Below are 24,519 nucleotides of genomic sequence, written 5' to 3' on the forward strand. Positions count from 1 at the left end.
GCCGCCCCCTCGATTTCAATCGGTTCCACCTTGCATCCGTTCCGGCCCGCCGCTATAATATCCGGTGAGCACGCGGGTGTAGTTCAATGGTAGAACATCAGCTTCCCAAGCTGAGAACGCGGGTTCGATTCCCGTCACCCGCTCCAGTCCGGCGGAGACGACAGACCGTCTCCGTTTTCTCTGCCGATGTAGCTCAGCCGGTAGAGCAGCTGATTCGTAATCAGCAGGTCAAGGGTTCGAGTCCCTTCATCGGCTCCAGCTTTCCCCGAGGTCCGCGGGACCTCGGGGATTTTTCGTCTACCGCTGCGACAGTACTCGACAAAATTCGCACCGCGCGAGTGGTAAGATATGCCTGTCACGCCAATGTCTGTCATCTGGAGGCGGGTTAACATGCGCAAGGCGAGGCGTTTGGGGCGCGACCTGGCCGCGCTGATCGTATTCTTGCTCCTCTTCTCGTGGCAGGGGCCGCACGGGTGGGCAAAGGCCGTGGCGGCGACCGAAGGGGTCCAGGCGATGCCCTTCTCCCCGATCGAACCCGCGCTGCCGGAACAGGAGCTCATGCGGGCCCACCGGCTGGAGCAGGCGGCCGTCCGGGCGCAGCAGACCCGGGAGCGCGCACGGGCCGATGCGGCGAACGACCTCTCTGCAGAGCAGCTCCGTCAGATGCGGCGGGAGGAGGCGCTGCGGCGCCAGCAACTGGCCCGCATCGCTGACCTGGCACCGCCAGAGTACCGGCAGATGGTGCTCGACCTTTCCTACCAGTACGGGGTGGACCCGCGCCTGGTGGCGGCGGTGATCACGGTCGAGAGCCGCTGGAACCCCCGTACGGTGGGGAGCCACAGCGACACGGGCCTGATGCAGATCCTGCCCAGTACGGCGGCCTGGATTGCCGGCCGGCTGGGGTGGGAGGAATACGACCTGTTCGACCCGTGGACCAACATGAACATGGGAATCTGGTACCTTCACGTGCTCTACCAGGAGTACGGGTCGTGGGAGAAGGCGCTGGCGGCCTATAACGGCGGGCCGCGACATGCGCACCTGGGCGCAGCGCACCCATATGTAGGAAAGGTAATGCGATACTACCAGCACTCCGCAGCAGCCACTTCTGCGGGGTGAATGATGGCGGGCGGAATGCGCGGGGATCCCTGCTCATAAGAAGGGTGGAAGGGCCGGCTGCACAATCTTCCTACAGATGGGCAGGAAACGAACGATATTTGGCGAAACGTTTACCCCGTTGGACTAAAGGGAGGTGGACCCGCTTGCATCGCCGCCCGATCTTACTGGTGGTCATCGCAGCCGCGATGTGCTTGGGAGTTGTCGCCGACATGGGCTGGCGTCATCTGCAGAGTTCGCATCCGGCGATGGTGGAAAACGACCAGCAGGCGGGTTCTGACGGACAAGCCCTGGTGGATGCCGTACCCGACGATGCGGCGGGGTCCTACGAGCGCGACCGCGTGGAGGTGGCGTCGCGCACCACGACCGGCCCGAGGGTCGCACGGGAGTCGCTGGAGTCGCTCGCGGCGGGACAGGTCCCGGTCATGCAGAAAGCGATTGCCATCACCGTGGACGGTCAGGCTGTGGTCGCCGTGGCCGATGAGGCCGCCGCACAGCAAGTGCTGGACACCATCCTGCACCAGTATGAAGAAAACTACCTGGGCGACGCCACTGTGGTGGAAGAGCTGACGTTCAGCGAGTCGGTGAGCTGGCGGGAGACCGAGGTGGCGCAGGACGAGGTCAAGAGCGTGGAGGAGGCGGTGAACGTCCTCCTGCTGGGAACGGACAAGGTGGCCACCTATACCGTGGTGTCGGGCGACACGGCCTGGGACATCGCGATGGAGTACGACCTCACCACCGACCAGCTGGCCCGGGCGAACCCGGGAGTGGACCTTGAACTGCTCCAGCCGGGACAGCAGCTGACCATCACCTACAAGGAACCCTACGTGCACCTCCGCTCGGTTGCCCAGCGCCAGGTCGAGGAGGGCATCCCCTTTGTGGAGGAGACCGTGGAGGACAGCAGCCTCTGGCCGTGGGAGTCTGAGATCGTCACCCCGGGGAAGTGGGGCAGCCGGGTGAAGATGCTCCGGGAGTACCGGGAGGATGGCGAGCTGGTCTCGACCGAAGTGCTGAACGTAGAGGTGCTCTCGCAGCCGCAGCGGCAGGTGCGCAAGGTAGGCACCAAGCAGGTACCCGATATGGGTACGGGCTCGCTGATCCTGCCCGTGGTCGGCGACCTGACCTCGAAGTTCGGGCCTCGCTGGGGTTCGTGGCACAGCGGGATCGACCTGGCCACGTCGACGGGCACGCCCGTGAAGGCCGCAGACAGCGGCATCGTGACCTTTGTGGGCTGGGACGGCGGCTACGGCAAGCTCGTCAAGATTGACCACGGCGGCGGCAAGATGGTCACCTACTACGCCCATCTGTCTGGATACAACGTATCGGTGGGCCAGGCGGTGAACAAGGGAGACGTGATCGGGTACGTGGGGAACACAGGCAACTCCACCGGTCCGCACCTTCACTTCGAGATCCGCATTGACGGCCAGCCGGTCAACCCGCTGAACTACTATCCCTAACCGGCGTCTGCGCGGGCCGCGGGCACACCGCCCGTCGGCCCTTTTCGTATGGGGTTTGGAAGCGCTGCAAAGGCTATCCCTGGGCAGGGAAATCTCACAGGCGGAGGCGCATCTACCCAGGAGGAGATGCGGCGCGATTGGGCGAATCTTTCAAAAAGCCATCGCATGATGCTGCCCGTCTCGACATGCTCTCCAGGGGAGGGTGCGGAATGGAAAGGCCCAGGGGGACCAAGAGCAAGGCTGACCAGATCAAGGCTTTCCTGAGTCAGTACCAGCCGAAGCTGTCAGAGGCGCGCGGGTTCCTCCAGTTCATGCTGTCCAAAGAAGAGATCCTTCGCCGCACCGAGATCGTATCTGACCTGACGGGCGCCGACTGCGCCATTCTCGTTTCCGCCAAGGGTTCGGGCACGTGGCCCTTCCTGTTCCGCCTTGGCGACAAGGTTTATACGAAAACCTCGCAGGCGGTGGTCGAACTGATGAAGGCGGTGCCTGAGCGCATCGCCTTGTGCCTCTCCACCGCGCCGCCGGAGTGGAGCGAGGAGCGGCAGGAGTTCCTGGAGACGCTGGCCCGCTGGCACGACGAGGTCTTCCAGGAAGATCTGGAGCGGGTTACCCGCCGTCAGGAACTGCTGCGGCGCATCGACGAGGCCCTCGACGCCGGCGACCGGGAGACCTTCGCACAACTGGCTGCAGAGCTGCGCCGGCTGGGCTGATTCGCTCCGGTGCGCAGGCAACCGGGGTCCATCGGAAGATGGGCCCCGGTTCTGCGCGCCGCCGCATTCTGGCAGCCCTCCCAAGGGGCGCACATGGCCCTTTTGCGGGGCGCTGTTCTATACTCAGAGTGGCCCCGCATGTCCCGCCGGCAGGGCGCTGATCCACCCCGGTCCGCAACGTGACAATGGGTTACGGGTCCGGAAGGAACGGGCCGTGGGCTCAGCGAAATTGGCGCACTGTGAGGATTGTTAAGGAGAGGACACGATGGCAGATCGCATCCTGGTGGTGGACGACGAGCGGCCGATTGCGGAGATCTTGAAGTTCAGTTTCGAGCGAGAGGGCTTCGAGGTCGAGATGGCCTTTGACGGGGAGGAGGCCGTGGCGAAGGCCAGGGCCATTCCGTTTCAACTCGTCATCCTCGACATCATGCTTCCCAAGCTGGACGGGTTCTCCGTCTGCCGGGAGATTCGAAGCTTCTCCTCGGTTCCGATCCTGATGCTGACGGCCAAGGAGGCCGAGGTCGACAAGGTGCTGGGACTGGAACTGGGGGCCGACGACTACGTGACCAAGCCCTTCAGCCCGCGGGAGCTGATCGCGCGCGTGCGCGCGATTCTGCGGCGCACCCGGCAGAGTGAGGCGGTCGCCGGTCACAAGGGCGCGGCCGATGAGATCCTGCGGGAGGGCGACATCACCATCAACCTCACCAGCTACGAGGTGCGCAAGGGCGACCGGGTTCTGGAGCTGACGCCCCGGGAGTTCGAACTCCTCCGCTTCCTCATGTCGCACCCGGGGCAGGTGTTCTCACGCGAGGCCCTGCTCGAGGAAGTCTGGGGTTACGACTACTACGGTGACGTCCGCACGGTGGATGTGACGGTGGCCCGCCTCCGCGAGAAGCTGGAGGAGAACTCGGCGCGGCCAGAGTACATCAAGACCCGCCGGGGGGTTGGCTACTACTTTCAGCGCTTCAGCTGAGCAGGGAGGGGGGAGCGCGTGCTCCGTAGCATCCAGGGCAAGTTGGTCGTGGTCTACCTCCTGCTGATCGTGGTCGCAATGGAGCTCGCCAGCCTTTACCTCCTGCGAGAGCTGGAGCGCAGTTACATCGGCAAGGTGCAGGACGACCTGCACCAGAGTGCCCAGCTCCTGGCCGGCCAGTTGTCCAACTTCATCGTGGACGGCAGCCTCGACGCGGCGGCGGTCGACCAGTACATGGAGCGCTGGCCCGGCGAGGTGCTGGTGCTGGATGCCAACGGCGTGGTCATCGGGGCCACTGCGCGCCTTTCCAACCGGGAAGAGCTCCTGGGGCTCAAGTTCAGCCACGACGACGTCTCGCCCGCCTTCTTCGGCAACATCAACCGGCGGATCGGGCAGGAAGGCGAGCGGCGGATGGCCTACGAGGCCGTTCCGATCACGGTGGACGGCAACGTAATCGGCGTGATCTACCTGAAAGACTCCCTGGAAGAGGCTTACGCCCGCCTGAGCGACCTGCGCGACATCCTGCTGGTCGCAACGCTGCTGGCCATGGCTTCGACGGTGGTGCTGAGCTTCGCGCTGGCCCGCACCATTACCGGCCCGATCCGGGAGCTCACCCGCACCGCGGCGCAGATCGCCGGTGGCAACTTTGATCAGGTGATTCCCGTCCGCTCCAGCGACGAGATCGGCCAGCTGGGCGAGATGTTCAACCGGATGAGCCGGCAGCTCAAGGAGACCATGGATGAAATCCAGGAGGAAAAGAGCCAGGCTGAGGCCATCCTGACGCACATGGCCGACGGCCTGATGGCTCTGGATGGCAGCGGGCGCATCATCCGGCTCAACCCGGCGGCGGAGCGGATGTTCCAGGTTTCGCAGGCGCAGGCGGTCGGGCTCCACCCCCAGGAGCTGGCCGGGGGTTCGGGGCTGGAGGAAGCGCTCCTCGAGGCCTGGGGACAGAGCAGCGTGCTCTCGCGGCAGGTGCGCCTGAAGGACCGCGTCCTTCAGGCTTACATCACGCCGCTCAGGAGCGACGGGCAGCACCCGGCCGGCACGGTCATCGTTTTCCACGACATCACCGAGCTGGAGAAGGTGGAGCGGCTGCGGCGGGAGTTCGTGGCCAACGTCTCGCACGAACTGAAGACGCCGCTCACCACGGTGAAGAGTTACGTGGAGACGCTCCTGGACGGGGCCGCCGACGACCCGGAGGTGCGCACCCGCTTCCTCCAGGTGGTGGACAGCGAGACCGAGCGCATGGCTCGCCTGGTGCGGGACCTGCTCCAGCTCACGCACATGGACGAGGGCACCGGCACCTGGACATTCGGGCCGCAGGACATGGGCGAACTCGTGGCCGAGGCGGTGGCCCGCCTGCGGGTCCAGGCGGAGCAGAAGAGGCTCACCGTCACGTGTGCGGTCGCACCCGGGACCCCGGCGGCGTACTGCGACTATGAGAAGGTCCAGCAGGTGGTCATCAACCTGCTGGCGAATGCAATCGAGTTCACGCCCAGCGGGGGCCAGATCCGCATCACCATCGCCCCGGCAGGGGGCGAGGTGCGGGTGACCGTCGCCGACACGGGCATCGGCATTCCCCCGGAGGACCTGCCCCGCATCTTCGAGCGGTTCTACCGGGTGGAGAAGGCCCGTTCCCGCACCATGGGCGGAACCGGCCTCGGACTCTCGATCGCCAAGCAGATCGTGGAGCTCTCCGGGGGCAAGATCGACATCGAGTCTGAGGTAGGCAGGGGGACGGCCGTCACGTTCACCCTCCCCGCCGCCGGCGCTGCGGAGGTGAACGCCCCGTGAGACACGCCCCGGTTGGGCGGGAGGTACTGCTGAACCTCCTGCTGGTCGCCCTGGTGGGCTCCAGCCTGTTCCTGTCCGTGAAAATCTGGTATCCCGAGCCGCTCTTCGGCGGCCAGAGCACCACCGAGCCAAGCCTCCAGCTGCAGCCGCCGCCGACCATTCGGGAGATGCCCGAGGTGTTCCGCCCCACGCGGGTGACCATCCGGGACGGTCAGGGCCACGCCGCTGAACTGCACACAGGTTCCCCCACGTACGCCACGCTCTGGCGGCCGATTCGGGAGGCCGTGACGGGCCTGTACGTCGGGGGCGGTGCGGTGCTCATCGACGGGCTCCCGGAAGCGGCCGCCACGGGGCCATCGCTGCAGTTGCACCTCCCGGTGGCGCTCCTGGTGAGCGAGTGGGCCGAGCTCCTGCAGTGGGACGCCCCCTCGCTGCGCAACGGGGCGATCTGGGTGGACCGGCTCATCATCACGCTGGGCGAGCCGGCCTCCATCTACCTTTCGGGCCCGGCCGGCTTCGACCTCTACCTGGCCGACCTACCCGACGAGCGGTGCGAGACCCTGGCCGGCTACATTCGGCACATCGACGCCACGCTCTACCGGCCCTACCGCCAGGTGGAGGCGGAGGAACTGGGCGTGACCGTGCTGTCTGACGTGACGGTGCCCGACGTGCAGGTCATGCCGGCGGCGCGGGTCCTGGTATCGCTCCCGAACCAGCAGGAGGAGGAGGCGCGCTACTTCCCCGACCTGTCGGTGGTCCGGCAGATCGACGAGCGGGGCGCCCGCAGCCTGACGGACGGGCAGCGCGTGCTGCGGCTCACGAGCGCCGGCGTGCTCCAGTTCCGCACGGCCGACACGAGCGACGTGACCGAACCGCTGCAGATGGCGGAGGCGCTCGAGGTGGCCCGGGAATGGGTGGGCTCCCGCGGCGGCTGGCCCCAGGATCTGGTGGTGCGCCGGTACGTCCGGGATCAGGGGACGGGCCAGCTGGAGTTCGGAGTGCACACCGGGTGGTCCTACCCCGTGGAGTCCCTGCCGGGAGCCGTGCAGGTGCACGTCTCCGCAGCGGAACGGGTCGTCTACTTTGAACGTACCCCGACGGTGCAGAACGTGTTTTTCGACGGCGACCCGCTGCCGATCATCACCCCCGAAGCAGCCCTGGCCCATGCCCTGCCCGCGGCACCGGTGCTGCAGACCGAGCCGGTGAGGGCGATCTACCTCACCTACCTGCTCAAGCCCAGCACCAACACCCCGGGGGAATGGGTGGCCGATCCCACCTGGGTGATCCAGGCTGCCGACACCCTGGTGTATATCTACGCGGTGGACGGCGAGTACCCGCGGCCGCCTAAAGTTGTGCATTGAGGCGAACGGGGGCGTAACCTTTTTGGCCGTTCGTTCGTTACGGAGGTGGGGGAGTGGACTGGACGAGGGCCCGCGCCATTCTGATCGTGGCTTTCGCTTTGGTCAACCTGGTCCTGGCCGTCTCCCTGTGGATGCCTAAGGATGACCTGGCTTCTGCCGAGCCCACGGCCCGGTCGCAGCTGGCGCAGCTGCGGTCGCGGCTGGACGAACGGGGGTTGCTCCTGCCGAGCAGCGTTGTGATACCCGCGACGCCGGAACCCATGAATTTCCTGCGCGTGGAGTTCCGGCCCTACCCCGCAAATGATGGGGCGGCCGGCGAATCCTCTGGAGGAAGCGCGCCTGCCACGGATCTGCGCTACCGGAACGACGCCGCAACCCGGGAGACGGTATTCCTGCCCGCGTATCCGCAGGACTGGCCGGCTCCCGATCTCTCGGACCGCGCGGCGCTGCGCACGGCGGCGGAAGGATTCCTGCAGACCCACGGCCTGCTGCCTGACGACGCACAGCTGTCGGGCATCTTCAGTCGGCCATCCGGCGCCATGGTGGAGTTCGTGCCGGCGTACGAGGGGTTGCCGGTCTACTCTGGCTACCTGCGCGTCTACTTCAGCGAACGGGGCATCGAGCGGGTGGTCCGGCACTGGGTGCATCCAGTGGGCTTCAAGGAGGGCCCGCCCAAGGCGGTTCGGCCCGCGGCGGAGGCCCTGCTGCGGCTGGCGGGCCACCTGGAGCAGGAGAGCGACGAAGTGCTTACGATTGTGGACGTCCATCTCGGGTACTATTCGGGGCCTTCGGTGACGGTCTCTGTAGCTGACGAGGTCAGCGCCTGGGAAACGGTGCCTGTATGGCGGATCACGCTGGACAACGGGTTGATCTACTACGTGAACGCATTCAACGGCGAGTTGGAGTCCTGATCCTGGTATTCCAGTACTGCGCCAGACCGGCAAGGAGGAAGGGTTCTTGACCACGTTAACGATTCGCGGCGGTCGTCCTCTCAAGGGCACCATTCGAGTGAGCGGTCGCAAGAACGCGACGCTGCCGCTCATTGCCGCGTCCCTGCTCGCGGAAGGGACCAGCCGGCTCGAGAACGTGCCGCAGATTCACGACGTGCTGGTGTACCGGGACCTGCTGATCGGGCTGGGCGCTCGGGTGGACTGGGACCCGGTGCGCGGCGTGCTCACGATCCATACGGACGGCGTGCGGCCCGGCGAGCCGGACTACCACCTGGCCTCGTCGATCCGAGCCTCCTATTACTTATTGGGCGTGATGCTGACCCGGTACGGCGAGGCGAGCGTGCCGCTGCCCGGCGGCGACAAGATCGGCACGCGACCCGTGGACCAGCATTTTAAAGGGCTGAGGGCTCTGGGTGCGGAGGTCTGGCTGGACCGGGGCATGATCCGGGCCCGGGCCCGGCGGTTGCGGGGCGCGAGCGTGTACCTCGACGTGGTGAGCGTGGGGGCAACCATTCAGGTGATGCTGGCTGCCTCGCTGGCGGAGGGCACGACGGTGATTCAGAACTGTGCCCGGGAACCGCACGTGGTCGCGGTGGCCAACTTCATCAACGCCTGCGGCGGCAAGGTCTCTGGCGCGGGCACCGACACGATCCGGGTGCGGGGCGTGGACCGGCTCACGGGCACGGTGCAGACCGTGATCCCGGACGACATCGAGGCGGGCACCTGGATGATGGCGGCCGTGATGACCGGCGGGGACGTGACGCTGCAGAACGTGATTCCCACGCACCTCACGCCGATCATGGCGAAGCTCAGGGAGGCGGGAGCCGAGGTCTACGAGATGGGCGACGCCGTGCGGGTGGTCGGCACGGGCCGGCCCCGGGCGGTTAACGTGAAGACGCTGCCCTACCCCGGCTTCCCCACCGACGCGCAGAGCCAGATGACGGCCCTGCTGTCGCTGGCGGACGGGACAAGCTATGTCACCGAAACGCTCTACGAGGATCGGTTCCGCTTTGTGCCCGAACTGGTGCGGATGGGCGCCAACATCCGCGTGGAGGGCCGAACGGCCATCGTGAAGGGCGTCGAGCGGCTCTACGGCGCCCCGGTGGAGGCGACGGACATCCGGGCTGGCGCGGCCCTGATCCTGGCCGGCCTGGCCGCCGAGGGCGAGACGACCATCTATGGCCTGGAGCACGTGCAACGGGGCTACGAGAAGCTGGAGCAGAAGCTGCTGGCCCTCGGGGCGCAGGTACAGCTGGAACGACAGGGAGTCGCCGTGGGATAGCGAACACTAAGGGCGGTGCCATTCGGCACCGCCTTATTGGTTGGCAGGGGGTCTTACCGTGCACATTCGCCTGGTGACCGTCGGCAAGGTGAAGGAGCGCTACCTCCAGGAGGGGATACGGGAGTATCTCAAGCGGCTCGGCCCGTACGCCCGGGTGGAGGTGGTCTCCGTGCCGGACGAGCCGATTCCGGAAGGGGCCTCGCCGGCGCAGGAGGAGCAGGTGAAGCGGCGGGAGGGGGAGCGGATCCTGCGCGTCCTGGGCCAGGGCGGCCCGGAGCACGTGGTGGTGCTGGATGCGCGTGGGAAAAACCTCTCGTCGGAGGAGCTGGCGGCTTTCCTGGCGGAGCGCGCCCTCAGGGGGGACTCGAGCCTGGCCTTCGTGGTCGGCGGCTCGCTGGGCCTCGATCCCGCAGTGCTTGCCCGGGCGGACACCGTGCTGTCGCTGGGGCGGATGACGTTTCTGCATCAGATGGTGCCGTTGATCTTGTTGGAGCAGATCTATCGGGGGTTCAAGATAAACCGGGGGGAGAAGTACCATAAGTAGTTATCCGACCTCGGAATGACCAGTGACCTGAAAATCACCGGTCAACGGCCATGCAGAGTCCCTTGACGCTCACGTGGCTCGTTTGGCCACCGCTGCGTGCATTAGCATACTGGTATTTCAACAGTGTTCCCCACCGCTGCGAAGGTCTTCTAAGCGGCTGGACCAGGCGCACTCGCACCCGAAAAGATTGGGGCCCATGCCTGTGGCTAAGCCTCATCCGGCGTCCAGGGCTTGTTAAAATACAAATCTAGAGCCTTCTGGATGATCGTTGCTGGGGGATCACCCCTAAGAGAGCAGCCGGCAGAGTCAAAGTCGTCAGCACCCCGGTTAGCGACCAAGGCATCCTCCAGGATCGTACGGGCCCAGTCATTGCGAAGATAGTTGAAATTGTTCTGTCCGAAAGTCTTCCTTCTGGGCGCACCACTCTTGAGCAGAGGGCAGTGGCGCTGTATGTCCAAGGGCACCGGGACAGCAAACCGTGCGCTCAGCTCGAAATTGCCAGTGAACCAGCCCACCGATTCAAGGTCAAATTCGCACTCAGAGAAGAACCCGACTATGTAGTACCTACCATCACGGGGGTTCTTGGATGCTACAAACAGGAACCCCGCACCGTTGTGATCATCTACGTACTCACGAGGATTGACATTCAGTGGAACGTAGCCGCCATACTCCACCAACTCCGACCAGTTGAAGAGAAGGGCATCGGCATGATCATCGGGGTGCTCTTCAGTCCATCGAAACTGCGACTTGCCTGGCTGAGTTGGGTCAATCGTTGTCCAACCGTTGTCACTCCATAAGACGTTGGCCATCACGTGCCGGAAGGGCGAGGCTTTCACTGCATACGCCTCCTGAACGACTTTTTGCTTCTTGGGTACGATTTGGATAGAGAGCAATCCTGCTGACCGGTCAGGACGCAAATTGGGTCTAACTGCGAAGCCTAACAATTGTTGAACCGGGTCGAAGCCACATTTGCGTGGCTTCGACCCGTTCTCTGGAAGCGAGGGATCACACGCAGGTACAGGTGGTATGGCTTGTCAACGCGACCTGTCTACGTTAACCGTCTGCGCAGACCCTCCGCCCACGGCCGCTCCGGCTGCGCCACCGAACCCCGCCCTGGCCACGCCAGCCTCGTGAGCCTGCCAGCGGAAGATGCGGTGGTAGACGCCCCGGCGCTCCATGAGCTCCTGGTGGATGCCGGACTCGATATTGCGCCCCTTCTCGAGCACGTAAATCCGATCGCAGTTGAGCACGGTGGAGAGGCGGTGCGAGATGATCACCGTGGTCTTTCCGGCGCGCACCTGCCGGATGTTCTCCCACACGTGCGCCTCCGTGGCGGAGTCGAGGTTGCTGGTGGCCTCGTCCAGGATCAGGACCGGTGCGTCCCGGAAGAGGGCCCGGGCGATGCCCAGGCGCTGCGCCTGGCCGCCGGAGAGGTTCGCACCCCCGGCGGCCAGCTGACTCTCGTACTTCCGCGACAGGCGCTGGATAGACTCGTCCGCTACGGCGAGGGCGGCGGCCCTGCGCACCTCCTCGAGGGGGGCCGCCTTGCTCAGCGTGATGCTATCCAGCACCGATCCCTCGAACAGGTACGGTCTCTGAAACACGCTCAGGTGCTTTCGCAGGTGCTCGCGATCCAGTTCGAGGAGCGAGTGGCCGTCGAACCCCCACGATGGCCACGTGCTCACCAGGCCGGTCGATCACCACCAGGGAGTCCATCAGGAAGACCGCAAGCCGCGGCCCGTCCTCGGCGAGCGCAAGCAGGAACGTCAGCAGACCGAACACGAAGACGATCTCGCCTGTCGTCATGCCGCCGCCGACCACCTGGACCGCGGCGAGCCACAGCACGAGGGCCGTCGTGGCGGAGTTGATCAGCGTGACGGCCGCGGAGGCATACGCCTCGTACTCCTGCAGCCTGCGCCCGGTCAGGGAGGATTGCTCCACCTGCTCCAGGATCGACTGGCCGAGGGTTTCCTCTGCCTGGAAGACCTTCGCGGGCTTGATCGAGTCGATCGCATCCAGGAAGTAGTGGGACAGCATGCCCAGTTCGTCGCGATGGCGGGTGGCCATCCGGCGCACCGTCGGGGCAAACAGGGCGATCGTGGCGCCGGTGACCGCCAGGGAGAGCAGCACGAGCACGCCCACCCGCCGGGAGTGCGCCATCAGCAGAACGAAGGCCACGACCAGTGCGGTCGCGTTGCCGGCCACCAGGATGATTCCCTGCCCCAGTGCGCGCTGCAGGTCCTGCGTGTCGGTCAGGCGGTTGGCCAGCGCTCCCTGGCAGCGCGCCTCAACCGTATGGGCGGCGAGTCCCAGCAGGTGGAGCACGTATTCCCGCGCGTAGGCGACCTGGAGCCGGCTGCCCACGAGGGCCTCGGCCTTGGTCCGGATGATCTGCAGGACGGCTCTGAGCACCTGCACCGCGCTCACCCCCCTGTTCGTTTATCCTACAGCGAAAGTCTGAGTAATGCAGACATACGGAATACTTGTTTAAAACAGCAAGTCTTATCTCGTCCCCGCCCCGTGGGCCAGCCCGGAACCCGAGTCCTGTGCCGGGAGACGGACTGCCAATAGCAAGACCGGCTCCGTACCTCCAGGTAGGTATGCAGCCGGTCGCATCGGCCCGCCCCTTCAGGGGCGCGGTTCTGTTGTTGAAATCGCTTGACATAAATCGTCGCCTGTGGTTTTCATCCGAAGTAGGGCAGGCACAGCGTACGGAGGGAACCTGCGGCGCCGACCCGAACCGGGCAACCCCCGTCCGCCCGGCTGGCGCCGGGGCTGCCTGCTCGGTTGCGACCACCGAGGTTCACCGCTTCAACCCGCCCGGGCTCTTATGGCGAGTGCACGCGGCCAGAAAGGAGGCGGTCAGGTTGGCGCAGCGCAGACTTGTGGTTTCTGACATTCACGGCGAGAGCCAGCGGCTTGCGAAGGTGCTGGCGCTGGCCCACTACGATCCGGCGGCTGACCGTCTCTTCCTGCTGGGAGATTACATCGACCGGGGCCCCGATTCCAGAGGAACCCTGGAAATCGTGGAAGAGCTGGTCAGCAGGGGAGCCGTTGCCTTGCTCGGCAACCACGACCTGATGATGGTGAGCACCTATCACAACGCGGGTAACCTCCCGCTGTGGCTCTACAACGGCGGCTACACCACCCTGGCGGAGTTCGGCGGCGTGATCCCCGCACGATGGGTGCGCTTCCTGGAGGGGCTGCCCACCCATCACGAGGAACCGGACTGCATCATGGTCCATGCGGGACTGGTTCCGGGTGTGCCGCTAGATGAGCAGTCGGATCAGGACAAGGTATGGATTCGGGAGCCGTTCCTGAGCCAGTACCGCGGAAAGCTGGTCTACTTCGGCCACACTCCCACGTGTCTGCTGCACGGCGAGGAACGCTGGGAACCCTGGTACGGCGAGGACAAGGTGGGCATTGATACGGGAGCCGTTTACGGCGGAGTACTGACTTTGCTGGACATTGATTCCGGGCAGATGTGGACTGCTTGATGGCGTGCCGCCAGTAGGCAGGCGACAGCGCCATAGCCGTGGCCGAGGGTCCGGGTGCGGCGAGACCGGCCGCGGGAAGGGCGAGAGGAGGGCGAACCGGAATGAGTGACGCCAGGAAGGACCACTGTGCAACGTACGCCGCCCGCCAGTGGCTGGGGAGGGACCGACGGGCGTCCGGCGTGGTGGAACTGGCCCGCCACCTGGTGGGGATTCAGAGCCAGATTCCCACCACACCTGCGCTTGCAGCCAGAGCGCGGCTGCCCAGCGCTGGCCCGGACGACATGCGGCGGGAGCTGGAGCAGGCGCGGCGGCTCGTGCGGACGTGGACAGTGCGGGGCACCCTGCACGTCGTCCCGACTGACGATCTGCCGCTGTTCTGGCGGGCACTCCGGCCCGAATGGGAGACGCGGTGGAGCAAGTATCTGGACAACCACGTCTCGCGGGAGCAACGGGAACAGGCCGCGGCGGCCGCCCTGCAGGTCCTCGCCGGTGGGCCGGCCACCCGGACCGAAATCCTGGCCGGCGCGCAGGAGATTCTCGGCTGCCGGGAGGAGTGGCTGGCGTATCTCTTCTCCTCGTGGGGCGGCGTGCTGAAAGACCTGGCCTACGCCGGTCTGGTCGTCTATGGCCCCGAAAGGGAGGGGGAAGCCTGCTTCGTGCGGGTGGAAGACTGGCTGGACCTGCCTGCCGTGGACATGGACCCCGACGACGCCCTGGCCGTCCTCCTGGACCGGTACCTGAAGGCCTACAGCCCCGCCCGGCTGCAGGACTTCGTCCACTGGAGCGGCGTGACCGCGGGGCGGGCCCGGGAGGCCCTCGCCCGCCTGCAGGGGAGGGTGGCCGTGCGGGACGGATGGCTGGTCACGGAAGGAGAAGTTCTACCTGGACGAGGCCCATTACAAGGCGGTCTTCCGCGCCGCCGCTGACGTTGCCGCGGTGATCCTGAACGATGGCCGTGTGATCGGGACCTGGAAGGCCGAGGGGCACCGGGTCACGCCGGAGCTGTTCGCTCCCGTTGCCGCCTCTGTTGCCGCCGCACTCGACCAGGAGGTGCAGGCGCTCTCGGCGTGGCTCAGGCACGCGCGGAGAACGAGTTCGGTGGCACGAAAGACGGTGCCGCCGAACCCCGTGTAGACTCGCCCCTTACGATTTCACACCGAAAGGGCTATTGTGCCACCGAGCGATTCGCAATACCCTGTAGCTACCGCAAGAGGGAGTAGCTATTCAGGGCGGTATCAACAGGCTGACCTCAGGGTCTGGTGCCGCCAGCCAGCGATTGGCCAGGCGAGACTCTTGCACCGCTCCGGCGGTGTAAGAGTCTTTTTTCTGCTTCACCACACGCCGCAGCCAGGGGAGGAAGGTGCCTTGTCCACGCTGATCACGTCGTTCCTCATGGTCGCCCTGGGCGAGATGGGCGACAAGTCCCAGTTGCTCGCACTGGCGCTGACGGCGCGATACCCCGCCGGCCAGGTCATGTTCGGCGTGGTGCTGGCCGCCGCGCTGATTCAGGGCCTGGCCGTGTGCGTCGGCACCTGCCTGGCCGAGATCTTGCCCCTGACGGCGGTCAGCGTCGTGGCCGGGCTCTCCTTCCTGTTCTTCGCCCTGTGGACCCTGTGGGGCGAGGAGTCCGACGACGAGGGGCGCAAGGCGTACCGGTTCTGCCCCCTCCTGACCGTTGTACTCACCTTCTGCCTCGCCGAGATGGGCGACAAGACCCAGTTGGCCACCGTCGCCCTGGCCGCCGGCTTCCGCGACCCGTGGCCCGTGCTGGTGGGGGCGACGGCCGGTATGGTGGTGGCGGACGGCCTGGGCGTGTTCGTGGGCGACCTCCTCCTGCGCCGGATGTCGCCGCGCCTGGTCAGTTACGTCACGGCCGGCATTTTCGCCGCGTTTGGCTTTCTCACGCTGTACCGGGCGATGGGAGCGTCGCCGGCGTCGCTGGCCATTCTGGGAGGGCTGGCCCTCGCCATGGCTGTCGCCTCCCGCCGGCTGGTGCGTGGCGGGAAGCCGCAGACACCCGCGGCAGGAACCGCCTGTGGCGGTGCGGAGGAGTGTGACGCGGGGAGCGAGCGGCTCTGCTGAGCCCGAGAAGCCCAGCGAAACAGAAAGAGCCGGGCCAGGGATGCTTCCCAGGCTCGGCTCTGCTTCCGCTGTGGGCCGTGCTCAGTCCGCCGCGTCCACCAGGTCAGCCTCCGTGACGTTTTGGGTGGACTCCCGAACGTCCTCGAGCTCCAGCTCCATGGCGAACCCGAAGCCGTGGACCGCTTCAGCCGTCACCAGCCCCACTTCCCAGTTCAACTCAAAGGTCGACACCGAAACAGTCCCCTCCTCGCGGCGCCTCTGCCGGCCCGTGTTCTTTGTTCCCAGAATAGCAGGGATCGGTTGCGGTTTCGGCAAATTGGCGGTGAAATGTCGCTCTTTCCGCACAGGCGGCAGGGGAGCGGGCGGTCACGAGGAATGATACCAATTATCGGCGGCGGGTGACCGTTCATCGGGCGAAACGCGCACCTGACCGGTGTGCGACCCTGAAGCAAAGCCAGCGGGGCCGGTGGCAGCGGCGTATCGCCGCACCCCCGGAGGCTGTCTAAAACCAAGGACATTCTCGTTCCGGCCGGCCGACGGTCGGCATCGGACTTTCACCTGGAGGCCAATCAGATGAAGCCCATCGATCGCGCAGCGGTGCAGGAGAAACTGCAGGCATTCGTGGACCGCGACGTTTATATTCACCTGGAGACCACCAATGGCGCGTACGCAGCGGAGTCGGCCGGGGTGAACTCCATGGCCGTCTGCGCCTTCATCCGCAACGCGCGGATCCGCTTCAGCCGGGCGCTCATCACCGGCAACGGCCCCTACCGCGTGGGGCTGCAGATGAAGGAAAACAGAGGCTGGACCTATGCCGAGGGGCTCACCGACTACGAAATCGACGAAGAGGGTCGGCTCCTGCTGGCGGGGCACGACGCTGAGGGGCGCCTGGCCATCGCGCTGGAACTGAGCCACACGCCATTCCCCGGGTAGGAGGCAGACTGGGATGAAGGAACACCTGCTGGTCATCATGCCGCACCCCGACGATGAAACCTTCGCGGTGGGCGGGACGATCGCCCTCTACTCCCGGCGCGGGGTTCCCGTGACGTACGTCTGCGCCACCCTCGGCGAGATGGGCCGGAACATGGGCCGGCCGCCCTTCGCCAACCGCGAGACCCTGCCGCGGCTCCGGGAGAAGGAGCTGCGGGAGGCCTGCCGCATCCTCGGCATCACGGACCTGCGCCTCCTCGGCCTGCGTGACAAGACCGTGGAGTTCGTCGATCCCGGCGAACTGGCCGCGCGCCTGCGCGCCATCATCGAGGAGATCCGGCCCTCGCTGATCATCACGTACCATCCCGACTACAGCGTGCACCCGGACCACATGGCCCTGGGGCGTGCGACGGTAGAGGCGGTGAGGCAGCTTCCGCCGGCGGAGCGGCCCCCGGTGCACACCCGCGCCTTCGGCAAGGCCTCGGCGGTTTTGGGCGAGCCTGACCTCGTGGTGGACGTGAGTCCCGTGTGGGAAACCAAGCTGGCCGCCATCCGCGCCCACCGGTCGCAGAGCCAGCTGATGCTCTCCCGGGCGGAGGCCAACCCCGAGGAGCAGGAGCGTCTCAAGCGGGATCGGGAGCAGGAGCGCTTCTACATCTGGAAGTTCGAGGATTGAGCGAGACCGACCGGGCGAGGCGGGCCCCTTTTCACGGGGACTCGCCTCGATTTGCCTCCCCTGATAGGTCGGGGCGAGACCACCCGTTCTCAGCGCATCAAGCGCATTCTTTCACAAAGAGGAAATACACCGATTAGAGCGAACAATGCGCGCACCACATACGCTGAGAGGGGTGGCTCAGCATGACGCTGACGGGGTATGCCAACAGGATTGCCCGCATCGACCTGACCACAGGCGAAATCCGGTACGAGGCCATCGACCCGGAGGCAGCGCGCAAGTACATCGGCGGCCGCGGCCTCGGGGTCAAGTACGTGTTCGATAACGGGCCGGAAGTCGATCCCCTGTCGCCGGAGAACCTGCTCTGCTTCATGACCGGGCCGGCGACGGGCAGCGCCATCAACATGTCCGGCCGGCTGGCGGTCTGCACGAAGTCGCCGCTGACCGGCGGCGTCACCGACTCCCACATGGGCGGCTGGTCCGCGGCTCGGCTGCGGTGGTCCGGGTTCGACGGGCTGCTCTTCCGCGGCGCGTCTCCCAAACCGGTCTACGCCGTTTGTGAGGGCGGCACGGTGCGGCTGGAGGACGCCTCCGACCTGTGGGGCAAGGGGGTTCGCGAGACCGTCCGCATCCTGCTGGAGCGGCACGGGGGCAGCAACGTGTCGGTGATGGCCATCGGGCCCGCCGGCGAGAACCAGGTGCGCTTCGCCTGCATCCTGAACGAGAACGACCGGGCCTCCGGCCGGGGCGGCACCGGCGCCGTGATGGGCTCCAAGAAGCTGAAGGCCGTCGTGGCCATCGGGGACATCAAGGCGCAGTGGAAGCCCGCCGAGGACCGGAAAGCGGCGTTCGAAGCGGCGCGGAAGACCAGCCTCAAGGCGATCATGGAAGGCGCCCTCACCGCGCCCCGCAAGGGCGGCCTGTCGCTCTACGGCACCAACGTGCTCATGAACATCATCAACGAGGTGGGCGCCCTGCCGGCCTTCAACGGCAAGGAGACCTACCACCCGAACGCCGAGGCGATCTCGGGCGAAGCCATCCGGGCGAACTACCTGGCCGAGGAGCCCACCTGCCACGCCTGCCCGGTCGCCTGCAAGAAGCTGGTGGAGATCAAGGAGGGACCGTACGCCGGCGTGCGCACGGAGTCCTTCGAGTACGAGACGGCCTGGGCGCTGGGCGTCAACTGCGGCCTCACCGATCCAGGCGCCATCGCGAAGCTCCTCGACCTCTGCAACGACCTCGGGATGGACACGATCGAACTGGGCAACGTGCTCTCCACCACGATGGAGGCCACGGAACTCGGGCTGGTGGCGGACGGCATCGCCTGGGGCGACGCGGCGCGCATGGTCGAAGTGACGGAGCAGATCGCCCGGGCGGAGGGGCCGATGGGCCAGGCGCTGGGGCGCGGCGCCTACGGTGCCGCCCAGTGGTTCGGCCGGCCCGACCTGGCCAACTCCGTGAAGGGGCAGGCCATTCCGGCCTACGACCCCCGCGGCATCAAGGGCATCGGCCTCGGCTACGCCACTTCCAATCGCGGCGCCTGCCACCTGCGGGGCTACACCGTGGCCTCGGAGATCGCAGGCATCCCCATGCAAACAGACCGCCTGAGCTCCGAGGGCAAGGGTGCATTGCTGAAGACCTTCCAGGACCTCCACGCCTTCTCCGATTCCTTGGATCTCTGCAAGTTCTCGGCCTTCTCAATGGGGGCGGAGGAGTACGCCCAGATCTACAGCGCCGTCACCGGCGTCCCGTTCACGGCGGAGGACGTGATGCGCACCGGCGAGCGTATCTACAACCTGGAGCGCTACTACAACAACCTCGCCGGGCTGGGCGAGGGCAGCGACTACCTGCCGAAGCGGTTCCTCACCGACCCGGCCACCGGCGGCAGCGCGGGCCAGGTCTCGGAACTCGACCAGATGCTCCAGGAGTACTACGCTGTCCGCGGCTGGAGGAACGGGGTCGTCCCCGTGGAGAAGCTGCGGGAACTGGAGATCGTCTGAGCCGTGCAAATCCGGCTTTACGCCACGCTGCGCGACCTGGCGGGAGCGGCGCGGGTGGAGGTTCCCGCTGCACCGGGCGAACCCACCGGTGCGGTGCTCCGGCGCCTGGTGGAGCGGTGCCCCGGGCTGGACGGCCACGTGCTGACGCCGGATGGTACGGCGCTGCTGCCGCATGTGCAGGTGTTCATCGCCGGCCGCTCGATCCGCGATCTGCAGGGGCTGGCGACGCCGGTGCCTCCAGGAGTCGATATCGCCGTGTTTCCCCCCGTGGCCGGGGGATGAGCGAGGGCTCGCCCGCTGCCCGCCTGCGAGCCCTCCGCATAAAGACGGTGCGGGCGACGAAGGTTATGAACCAGTGCGCGTCCGCTCCGTTACCCGGCCCGTGGTAAAGTGGTGCACCCAGTCGCAGAGGAGGTCCACGTGCCGCTGAAGCTCCTCCGCGTCGTACAGCGGCGGACTGAACACCACCGCGACGCAGCGGCGGGAGCCCTCATGAGTGGCGGTGCGGACCGAGTCGGTGAGCGGCGACCCGCAGGGGCCGGCCGCGTCCCGGAGCACCGGCTTGCCTCGGGTTTCGAGTTCGGTGCCGGCCAGCGTGAGGTAGCGCTCGCCCTCCCGGCCCACACCCAGGCTGAGGGCGGGGCCCTCGAGCCGGTCGGCGTCATACAGGCCGATCGGCAGTCCCGAGACGGCCGACCAGACGTTGACCAGGTCGACGATCAGGCTCACCTGCGGCAGCCCGTCTCCCTTCACGATGCGCCGGAGCAGTCGTTCCGAGGAGACCCGATAGCGGGAGGGATCGGTGCCCAGCGCCTTGAGCACCTTGCGCCAGCCGGCCACGGCGGGCAGCTGGCTGATCTCCTCCAGTTTCAGGACCGCCCGGGTCTGGGCGACCGTGGCGTCGATGAGGGACTGCAACGCGGGCGTGGCGGGCCCGTTCTCCAGGCCCTCGATATTGACGGCCTCCAGGGTAAGGAATGGCACCTGGTGTGCGAGGGCCGGATCGATGGTGACCTGTGGCAGTTCAAGCACCCCCCTTTTCCCATGTTGCGCTATGACGTACTTCGGAAGTACGAAGGAATCCTGCTGGACAGGCCTGCGCGGATTTCAGATACTACTAGTAGTATCGCCCTTACATGGAGCAGAAGGAGTGACACGGCATGGTGGAGCGCACGTTCACGCTGACTAACCCCACCGGGCTTCACGCCCGGCCCGCTGCGATATTCGTGAAGGAAGTGCAGAAGTTTGCCGGAACCGAGATTCTCGTACGCAAGGGCGAACGCGAGGTCTCGGCGCGCTCGCTGCTGTCGCTGCTGAGCCTCGGCATCGGTCAGGGGGAGACCATCGTTATCCGCTGCGAGGGCCCGCAGGAGAAGGAGGCGATGGAGGCCCTCGCGGCACTCATTGAAGGTGGTTTCGGTGAGTGAACGCGTCTTGCGCGGGGTCGCCGCCTCGGCAGGCGTGGCGATGGGCCCTGCGGTAGTCTACAGGGAGGCGCAGCCTGACCGGCCGGCAGCGGCGGCTGGCACGCCGGCGGAGGAGCAGGCCCGGTACGAGGCAGCGTGCCGCCAGGCCGAGGCGGAGCTCTCCCAGCTGGCCGAGCGGGCGGACAGCCAGAGCCGGGAGATTCTGAGCGCGCACCAGCTGATGCTTCAGGACCCGGAGCTCCACGGCCGGGTTGCGCAGGCGATTCAGGCGGGGCAGCCCGCCGAGGAGGCGGTGCGCGCCGCAGTGGAGCAGTTCGCCGGCATGCTGGAGGCGCTGGACGACCAGTACCTGCGGGAACGGGCTGCCGACGTGCGCGACGTGGGCCGGCGCCTGGTGGCAGCCCTGAGCGGCCGCACCGTCGGAATCCGGCTGGAGCGGCCGGCGGTGGTGATCGCCCGCGATCTGGCCCCCACCGATACCATCGGGCTGGAGCGGTCGCTGCTCCTGGGTTTCGTCACCGAGCAGGGCGGGCCGACGTCCCACACCTCGATCCTGGCCCGCTCCTGGGGGATCCCGGCGGTGGTGGCGGCCCACGGGGTGCTGGAGGCGGCCCGGGACGGCATGACCGTTGCGCTGGACGGCGACGCCGGCGAGGTCGTCCTCGAACCAGACGCCGGGACCCGGCAGCGCTACGAGGCGGCCATCGCCCGCGCCCGGCAGCAGGCGGAGCGTGACCGGGCCGAGGCCTCGCTGCCCGGGGAGACGCCGGACGGGGTGCGGGTGGAGCTGGCCGGCAACGCCGGCTCGCCGGCCGAGGTGGCCCTGGCGATGGCGAAGGGTGCCGAGGGCGTCGGCCTCCTGCGGTCGGAGTTCCTCTTCATGGGGCGGGATACCGCTCCCACCGAGGAGGAGCAGTACCAGGCCTACGCAGAGGCGCTGCGGAATGCCCAGGGCAAGCGCGTGATCATCCGCACCCTGGATGTCGGCGGCGACAAGGACATCCCCTACCTGGGGCTGCCGAAGGAGCAGAACCCCTTCCTGGGAGTGCGGGCGCTCCGGCTCTGCTTCCGCAGGCCCGAGCTCTTCCGGACGCAGCTCAGGGCGCTCCTGCGGGCGTCGGTGCACGGCCGGCTGGCCATCATGTTCCCCATGGTCAGCGGCCTGGACGACTTGCGCCGGGCCAAGGCGGCCCTGGCGGACGTGCGCCGGGCGCTGGAGGCGGAGGGCCACCCCGTGGCCGATTACGAGGTGGGCATCATGGTCGAGATCCCCTCCGCGGCGCTGCTGGCCGAACACCTGGCACCGGAGGTGGACTTCTTCTCCATTGGCACCAACGACCTGGTACAGTACACGCTGGCCGTGGACCGGGGCAACCCGGAGCTGGCCAGCATGTACCAGCCCTGCCATCCTGCGGTGCTGCGCCTGATCGACCGGGTGGTGCGGGCGGCCCACGACCACTCCAAGTGGGTGGGCGTGTGCGGCGAGATGGGCGGGCTGCCGGAAGGGGCGCTTCTGCTCCTGGGACTGGGCGTAGACGAGCTCTCCATGGCGCCGGCGCTGCTGCCGCGCATCCGGCGGCTGGTGCGGGCGACGCCCTTCGCCAAGGCCCGGGCCGTGGCCGAGCGGAGCCTCGCACTGGGCACGCCGGAGGAGGTTCTGACGCTGGTGGAGCCGCTGCTGCGCCGGGGCGAGTAGTGCGCTCAGGAGAAACGCCTGGTGGCGCGAGAAGCATGTGCACAGAAGCGCGCGCGGTGCGGCCGCCCCCCCGCCCGCTTCTCTTGTGCCCCACGCCGAACGCACCAGTCCTGACGGGAGCCCCGTGGCACCGGAGGACCGGGACGGACGCTGCCGGGCGTGGCGCGGCGGGCCGGATGACCGGCTACACGGAAGGGTTCGGCGCGACCTGAACCGCCGGGTCGGCCTGTTCCTCCTCCTCCCGTTCGGCGAACTGCAGCCGCCAGAGCTTGTAGTACAGGCCCCGCTTCGCGATGAGCTCCTCGTGGGTGCCCTGTTCGTGGATGCGTCCCTTGTGGAGCACGATGATCTTGTCGGCGTGCTGGATGGTGGAGAGCCGGTGGGCCACGATGAAGGTGGTGCGACCGGCCGTGAGCCGCTTCAGGGCCCGCTGGATGAGGGCCTCGGTCTCGGAGTCGACGGAGGCGGTGGCCTCGTCGAGCACCAGGATGGGCGGGTCGAAGGCGAGCGCCCGGGCGAAGGAGAGCAGCTGCCGCTGGCCGGCCGAGAGCGTGGCCCCCCGCTCGGCGACGGGCTCGTCGTAGCCCAGGCGCAGCTCCCGGATGAACTCGTCGGCTCCGACCGCCCGGGCGGCCTCCCGGATGCGCTCGTCGCTGATCTCCCTGTTGCCGAGCCGGATGTTGGAGGCGATGTCGCCGCTGAAGAGGAAGACGTCCTGCGCCACCAGGCCGATGGCCCGGCGCAGCTCGGCGGTGGAGACCTCCCGCACGTCGATGCCGTTCACCAGCACCCGGCCCTTCTGCACATCGTAGAAACGGCAGAGCAGGCTGATGATGGAGGACTTGCCCGCACCGGTGTGGCCGACGAAGGCGATGGTCTGCCCGGGTTCGGCCCGGAAGGAGACGTCTTTGAGCACCCACTCGCCCTCGTTGTACGCGAACCAGACGCCCTGGAACTCCACCTCGCCGGAGACCCGGCCCAGCGGTTTGGGATTGGGCGGGTCCACGATGGCGGGCTTCGTGTCCAGCAGCATGAAAATACGCTCGGCTGAGGCCATCGCGCTCTGCAGGATGTTGAACTTCTCGGCCAACTGCATGAGTGGCTCAAAGAAGCGGCGGGCGAGGGTGACGAAGAGCAGGAGCACGCCGGGCGTGAGGTTGCCCGCCAGGGCCTGCAGGCCGCCGTACCAGAGCACCAGGGCGATGGTGATGTTGGCCAGCAGGTCGAGGATCGGACGGAAGACCGCCCACACCATGAGCTGCCGCCAGGAGGCCTGGTTGTAGGCCTCGTTCTCCTGTGCGAACTCGGCGAAGGTCTTCGCCTCCCGGGCGAAGAGCTGCACGATGCGCATGCCGTTCACGTGCTCGGCGACGAAGGCGTTGATGCGGGCCAGCCGCACGCGCACTTCCCGCCACGCATCGCGCGCCTTGGTGGCAAAGAAGCGGGTGTAGTAGGCAACCGCCGGGATGAGCACGAGACTGACACCGGCCAGCTTGGGGTGCGTGCTGATCATCATGATGGCGACGCCGATCAGCATGAACACGTCGCGGAACAGGTTGACCAGCACGCTGGTGTACATCTCGTTGAGCGTCTCGGTGTCGTTGGTCACCCGTGTGACCAGCCGTCCCGCCGGGGTCGTGTCGAAGAACTGCAGGTGCAGCCGCTGCAGGTGGCCGAAGAGCTGCTTGCGGATGGCGTAGATGATCTTCTGCCCGGTGTACTGCAGCAGGAGTACCTCGCCGTACGAGACGACGAAGCCCAGCACGAGGATCACGGTCAGCCAGAGGGCGATCCGGGTGAGCCCTTCCACCGCTACCGGATCGTCGATGCCGAGGACCAGGTAGTTGTCGATGGCCAGCTGCACCAGCTTGGGCAGGAGCAGGTCCAGGCCCACGGAGACGCCCAGCATGAGAATACAGAGGAGCAGGGCCTTCCAGTGGGGCCGGGCGTAAGAGAGCAGCCGGGCCATGAGACGAGCGTCGTAGACCTTGCCCAGGGCCTCTTCTTCGCGGAAGTCCGCCATA

General features: G+C 66.9%; 25 protein-coding genes and 2 tRNA genes. 21 read left to right on the forward strand and 6 right to left on the reverse strand.

Annotation, left to right across the window (positions count from 1 at the left end; genetic code table 11):
- Positions 1-72: 72 nt before the first annotated feature.
- From AB2385_RS05425 to rlmH, 11 genes are all read left to right on the forward strand, one after another.
- Positions 73-146: transfer RNA gene (locus AB2385_RS05425), tRNA-Gly, on the forward strand.
- 36 nt (positions 147-182) lie between these two features.
- Positions 183-258: transfer RNA gene (locus AB2385_RS05430), tRNA-Thr, on the forward strand.
- A gap of 132 nt (positions 259-390) precedes the next feature.
- Entirely contained in the window at positions 391-1,116 is a 726-nt protein-coding gene (locus tag AB2385_RS05435; protein WP_367653931.1) for a lytic transglycosylase domain-containing protein, read from the forward strand.
- A 143-nt stretch (positions 1,117-1,259) separates the two neighbouring features.
- Complete coding sequence (locus AB2385_RS05440; protein ID WP_367653932.1) at positions 1,260-2,570, forward strand: peptidoglycan DD-metalloendopeptidase family protein; 1,311 nt, start codon at positions 1,260-1,262, stop codon at positions 2,568-2,570.
- A gap of 209 nt (positions 2,571-2,779) precedes the next feature.
- Complete coding sequence (locus AB2385_RS05445) at positions 2,780-3,283, forward strand: YpiB family protein (RefSeq protein WP_367653933.1); 504 nt, start codon at positions 2,780-2,782, stop codon at positions 3,281-3,283.
- A 265-nt stretch (positions 3,284-3,548) separates the two neighbouring features.
- Positions 3,549-4,256 (forward strand): winged helix-turn-helix domain-containing protein, encoded by a 708-nt coding sequence (locus AB2385_RS05450; protein ID WP_367653934.1) that lies wholly within the window; start codon positions 3,549-3,551, stop codon positions 4,254-4,256.
- Between the two features lie 18 nt (positions 4,257-4,274).
- Positions 4,275-6,053 (forward strand): ATP-binding protein, encoded by a 1,779-nt coding sequence (locus tag AB2385_RS05455; protein WP_367653935.1) that lies wholly within the window; start codon positions 4,275-4,277, stop codon positions 6,051-6,053.
- Positions 6,050-7,414: a two-component system activity regulator YycH gene (gene yycH, locus AB2385_RS05460; RefSeq protein WP_367653936.1), complete on the forward strand. Its 1,365-nt coding sequence runs from the start codon at positions 6,050-6,052 to the stop codon at positions 7,412-7,414. The genes AB2385_RS05455 and yycH overlap by 4 nt, the downstream gene beginning before the upstream one ends.
- 53 nt (positions 7,415-7,467) lie before the next feature.
- Entirely contained in the window at positions 7,468-8,325 is an 858-nt protein-coding gene (locus AB2385_RS05465; protein WP_367653937.1) for a hypothetical protein, read from the forward strand.
- A gap of 46 nt (positions 8,326-8,371) precedes the next feature.
- The gene (gene murA, locus AB2385_RS05470) at positions 8,372-9,646 is read left to right on the forward strand and encodes a UDP-N-acetylglucosamine 1-carboxyvinyltransferase (RefSeq protein WP_367653938.1); all 1,275 of its coding nucleotides are present in this window, start codon (positions 8,372-8,374) and stop codon (positions 9,644-9,646) included.
- Between the two features lie 58 nt (positions 9,647-9,704).
- Positions 9,705-10,190: a 23S rRNA (pseudouridine(1915)-N(3))-methyltransferase RlmH gene (gene rlmH / locus AB2385_RS05475; RefSeq protein WP_367653939.1), complete on the forward strand. Its 486-nt coding sequence runs from the start codon at positions 9,705-9,707 to the stop codon at positions 10,188-10,190.
- 206 nt (positions 10,191-10,396) lie between these two features.
- Here rlmH and AB2385_RS05480 read toward each other — a convergent pair whose 3' ends face one another.
- The 3 genes from AB2385_RS05480 to AB2385_RS05490 all read right to left on the reverse strand — a co-directional run bounded on the left by AB2385_RS05480 (position 10,397) and on the right by AB2385_RS05490 (position 12,608).
- Entirely contained in the window at positions 10,397-11,026 is a 630-nt protein-coding gene (locus AB2385_RS05480; protein WP_367653940.1) for a hypothetical protein, read from the reverse strand.
- Positions 11,027-11,224: 198 nt separating this feature from the next.
- Positions 11,225-11,794 carry an ATP-binding cassette domain-containing protein gene (locus tag AB2385_RS05485; protein WP_367653941.1) on the reverse strand — a complete coding sequence of 190 codons (570 nt, stop codon included), beginning with the start codon at positions 11,792-11,794 and terminating at the stop codon, positions 11,225-11,227.
- Positions 11,751-12,608 (reverse strand): ABC transporter transmembrane domain-containing protein, encoded by an 858-nt coding sequence (locus AB2385_RS05490; protein WP_367653942.1) that lies wholly within the window; start codon positions 12,606-12,608, stop codon positions 11,751-11,753. The genes AB2385_RS05485 and AB2385_RS05490 overlap by 44 nt, the downstream gene beginning before the upstream one ends.
- Before the next feature lie 449 nt (positions 12,609-13,057).
- On the opposite strand from AB2385_RS05490, the gene AB2385_RS05495 reads away from it, so the two are divergent.
- From AB2385_RS05495 to AB2385_RS05510, 4 genes are all read left to right on the forward strand, one after another.
- The gene (locus tag AB2385_RS05495; protein ID WP_367653943.1) at positions 13,058-13,687 is read left to right on the forward strand and encodes a metallophosphoesterase; all 630 of its coding nucleotides are present in this window, start codon (positions 13,058-13,060) and stop codon (positions 13,685-13,687) included.
- A gap of 101 nt (positions 13,688-13,788) precedes the next feature.
- Positions 13,789-14,613, forward strand: coding sequence for a crosslink repair DNA glycosylase YcaQ family protein (locus AB2385_RS05500; RefSeq protein ID WP_367653944.1), 825 nt, complete (start codon positions 13,789-13,791; stop codon positions 14,611-14,613).
- Positions 14,570-14,821, forward strand: a complete 252-nt coding sequence (locus AB2385_RS05505; protein ID WP_367653974.1) for a crosslink repair DNA glycosylase YcaQ family protein — start codon at positions 14,570-14,572, stop codon at positions 14,819-14,821. The genes AB2385_RS05500 and AB2385_RS05505 overlap by 44 nt, the downstream gene beginning before the upstream one ends.
- Before the next feature lie 231 nt (positions 14,822-15,052).
- Positions 15,053-15,769, forward strand: a complete 717-nt coding sequence (locus AB2385_RS05510) for a TMEM165/GDT1 family protein (RefSeq protein ID WP_367653945.1) — start codon at positions 15,053-15,055, stop codon at positions 15,767-15,769.
- A gap of 81 nt (positions 15,770-15,850) precedes the next feature.
- Here the strand turns inward: AB2385_RS05510 and AB2385_RS05515 are convergent, their stop codons facing one another.
- Positions 15,851-16,000, reverse strand: coding sequence for a hypothetical protein (locus AB2385_RS05515; protein ID WP_367653946.1), 150 nt, complete (start codon positions 15,998-16,000; stop codon positions 15,851-15,853).
- Positions 16,001-16,342: 342 nt separating this feature from the next.
- On the opposite strand from AB2385_RS05515, the gene AB2385_RS05520 reads away from it, so the two are divergent.
- The 4 genes from AB2385_RS05520 to AB2385_RS05535 all read left to right on the forward strand — a co-directional run bounded on the left by AB2385_RS05520 (position 16,343) and on the right by AB2385_RS05535 (position 19,654).
- Positions 16,343-16,702, forward strand: a complete 360-nt coding sequence (locus AB2385_RS05520; RefSeq protein WP_367653947.1) for a YojF family protein — start codon at positions 16,343-16,345, stop codon at positions 16,700-16,702.
- A gap of 13 nt (positions 16,703-16,715) precedes the next feature.
- On the forward strand, positions 16,716-17,375 hold the full coding sequence (gene bshB2 / locus AB2385_RS05525; protein WP_367653948.1) for a bacillithiol biosynthesis deacetylase BshB2: 660 nt from the start codon (positions 16,716-16,718) through the stop codon (positions 17,373-17,375).
- 182 nt (positions 17,376-17,557) lie between these two features.
- Positions 17,558-19,372, forward strand: coding sequence for an aldehyde ferredoxin oxidoreductase family protein (locus tag AB2385_RS05530; RefSeq protein ID WP_367653949.1), 1,815 nt, complete (start codon positions 17,558-17,560; stop codon positions 19,370-19,372).
- Between the two features lie 3 nt (positions 19,373-19,375).
- The gene (locus tag AB2385_RS05535; RefSeq protein ID WP_367653950.1) at positions 19,376-19,654 is read left to right on the forward strand and encodes a ubiquitin-like small modifier protein 1; all 279 of its coding nucleotides are present in this window, start codon (positions 19,376-19,378) and stop codon (positions 19,652-19,654) included.
- Positions 19,655-19,717: 63 nt separating this feature from the next.
- Here the strand turns inward: AB2385_RS05535 and AB2385_RS05540 are convergent, their stop codons facing one another.
- A complete protein-coding gene (locus AB2385_RS05540) occupies positions 19,718-20,404 on the reverse strand; it encodes a B3/4 domain-containing protein (protein ID WP_367653951.1) in 687 nt (228 codons plus the stop codon).
- A gap of 128 nt (positions 20,405-20,532) precedes the next feature.
- On the opposite strand from AB2385_RS05540, the gene AB2385_RS05545 reads away from it, so the two are divergent.
- Together AB2385_RS05545 and ptsP are read left to right on the forward strand one after the other, a co-directional pair.
- Entirely contained in the window at positions 20,533-20,799 is a 267-nt protein-coding gene (locus AB2385_RS05545; protein WP_367653952.1) for an HPr family phosphocarrier protein, read from the forward strand.
- The gene (gene ptsP / locus AB2385_RS05550; protein WP_367653953.1) at positions 20,792-22,495 is read left to right on the forward strand and encodes a phosphoenolpyruvate--protein phosphotransferase; all 1,704 of its coding nucleotides are present in this window, start codon (positions 20,792-20,794) and stop codon (positions 22,493-22,495) included. The genes AB2385_RS05545 and ptsP overlap by 8 nt, the downstream gene beginning before the upstream one ends.
- A 184-nt stretch (positions 22,496-22,679) precedes the next feature.
- Here the strand turns inward: ptsP and AB2385_RS05555 are convergent, their stop codons facing one another.
- Complete coding sequence (locus AB2385_RS05555) at positions 22,680-24,518, reverse strand: ABC transporter ATP-binding protein (protein WP_367653954.1); 1,839 nt, start codon at positions 24,516-24,518, stop codon at positions 22,680-22,682.
- Between the last annotated feature and the right edge of the window lies 1 nt (position 24,519).

This window comes from Symbiobacterium sp. (assembly GCF_040797425.1).
Classification (GTDB): Bacteria; Bacillota; Sulfobacillia; order Symbiobacteriales; family Symbiobacteriaceae; genus Symbiobacterium.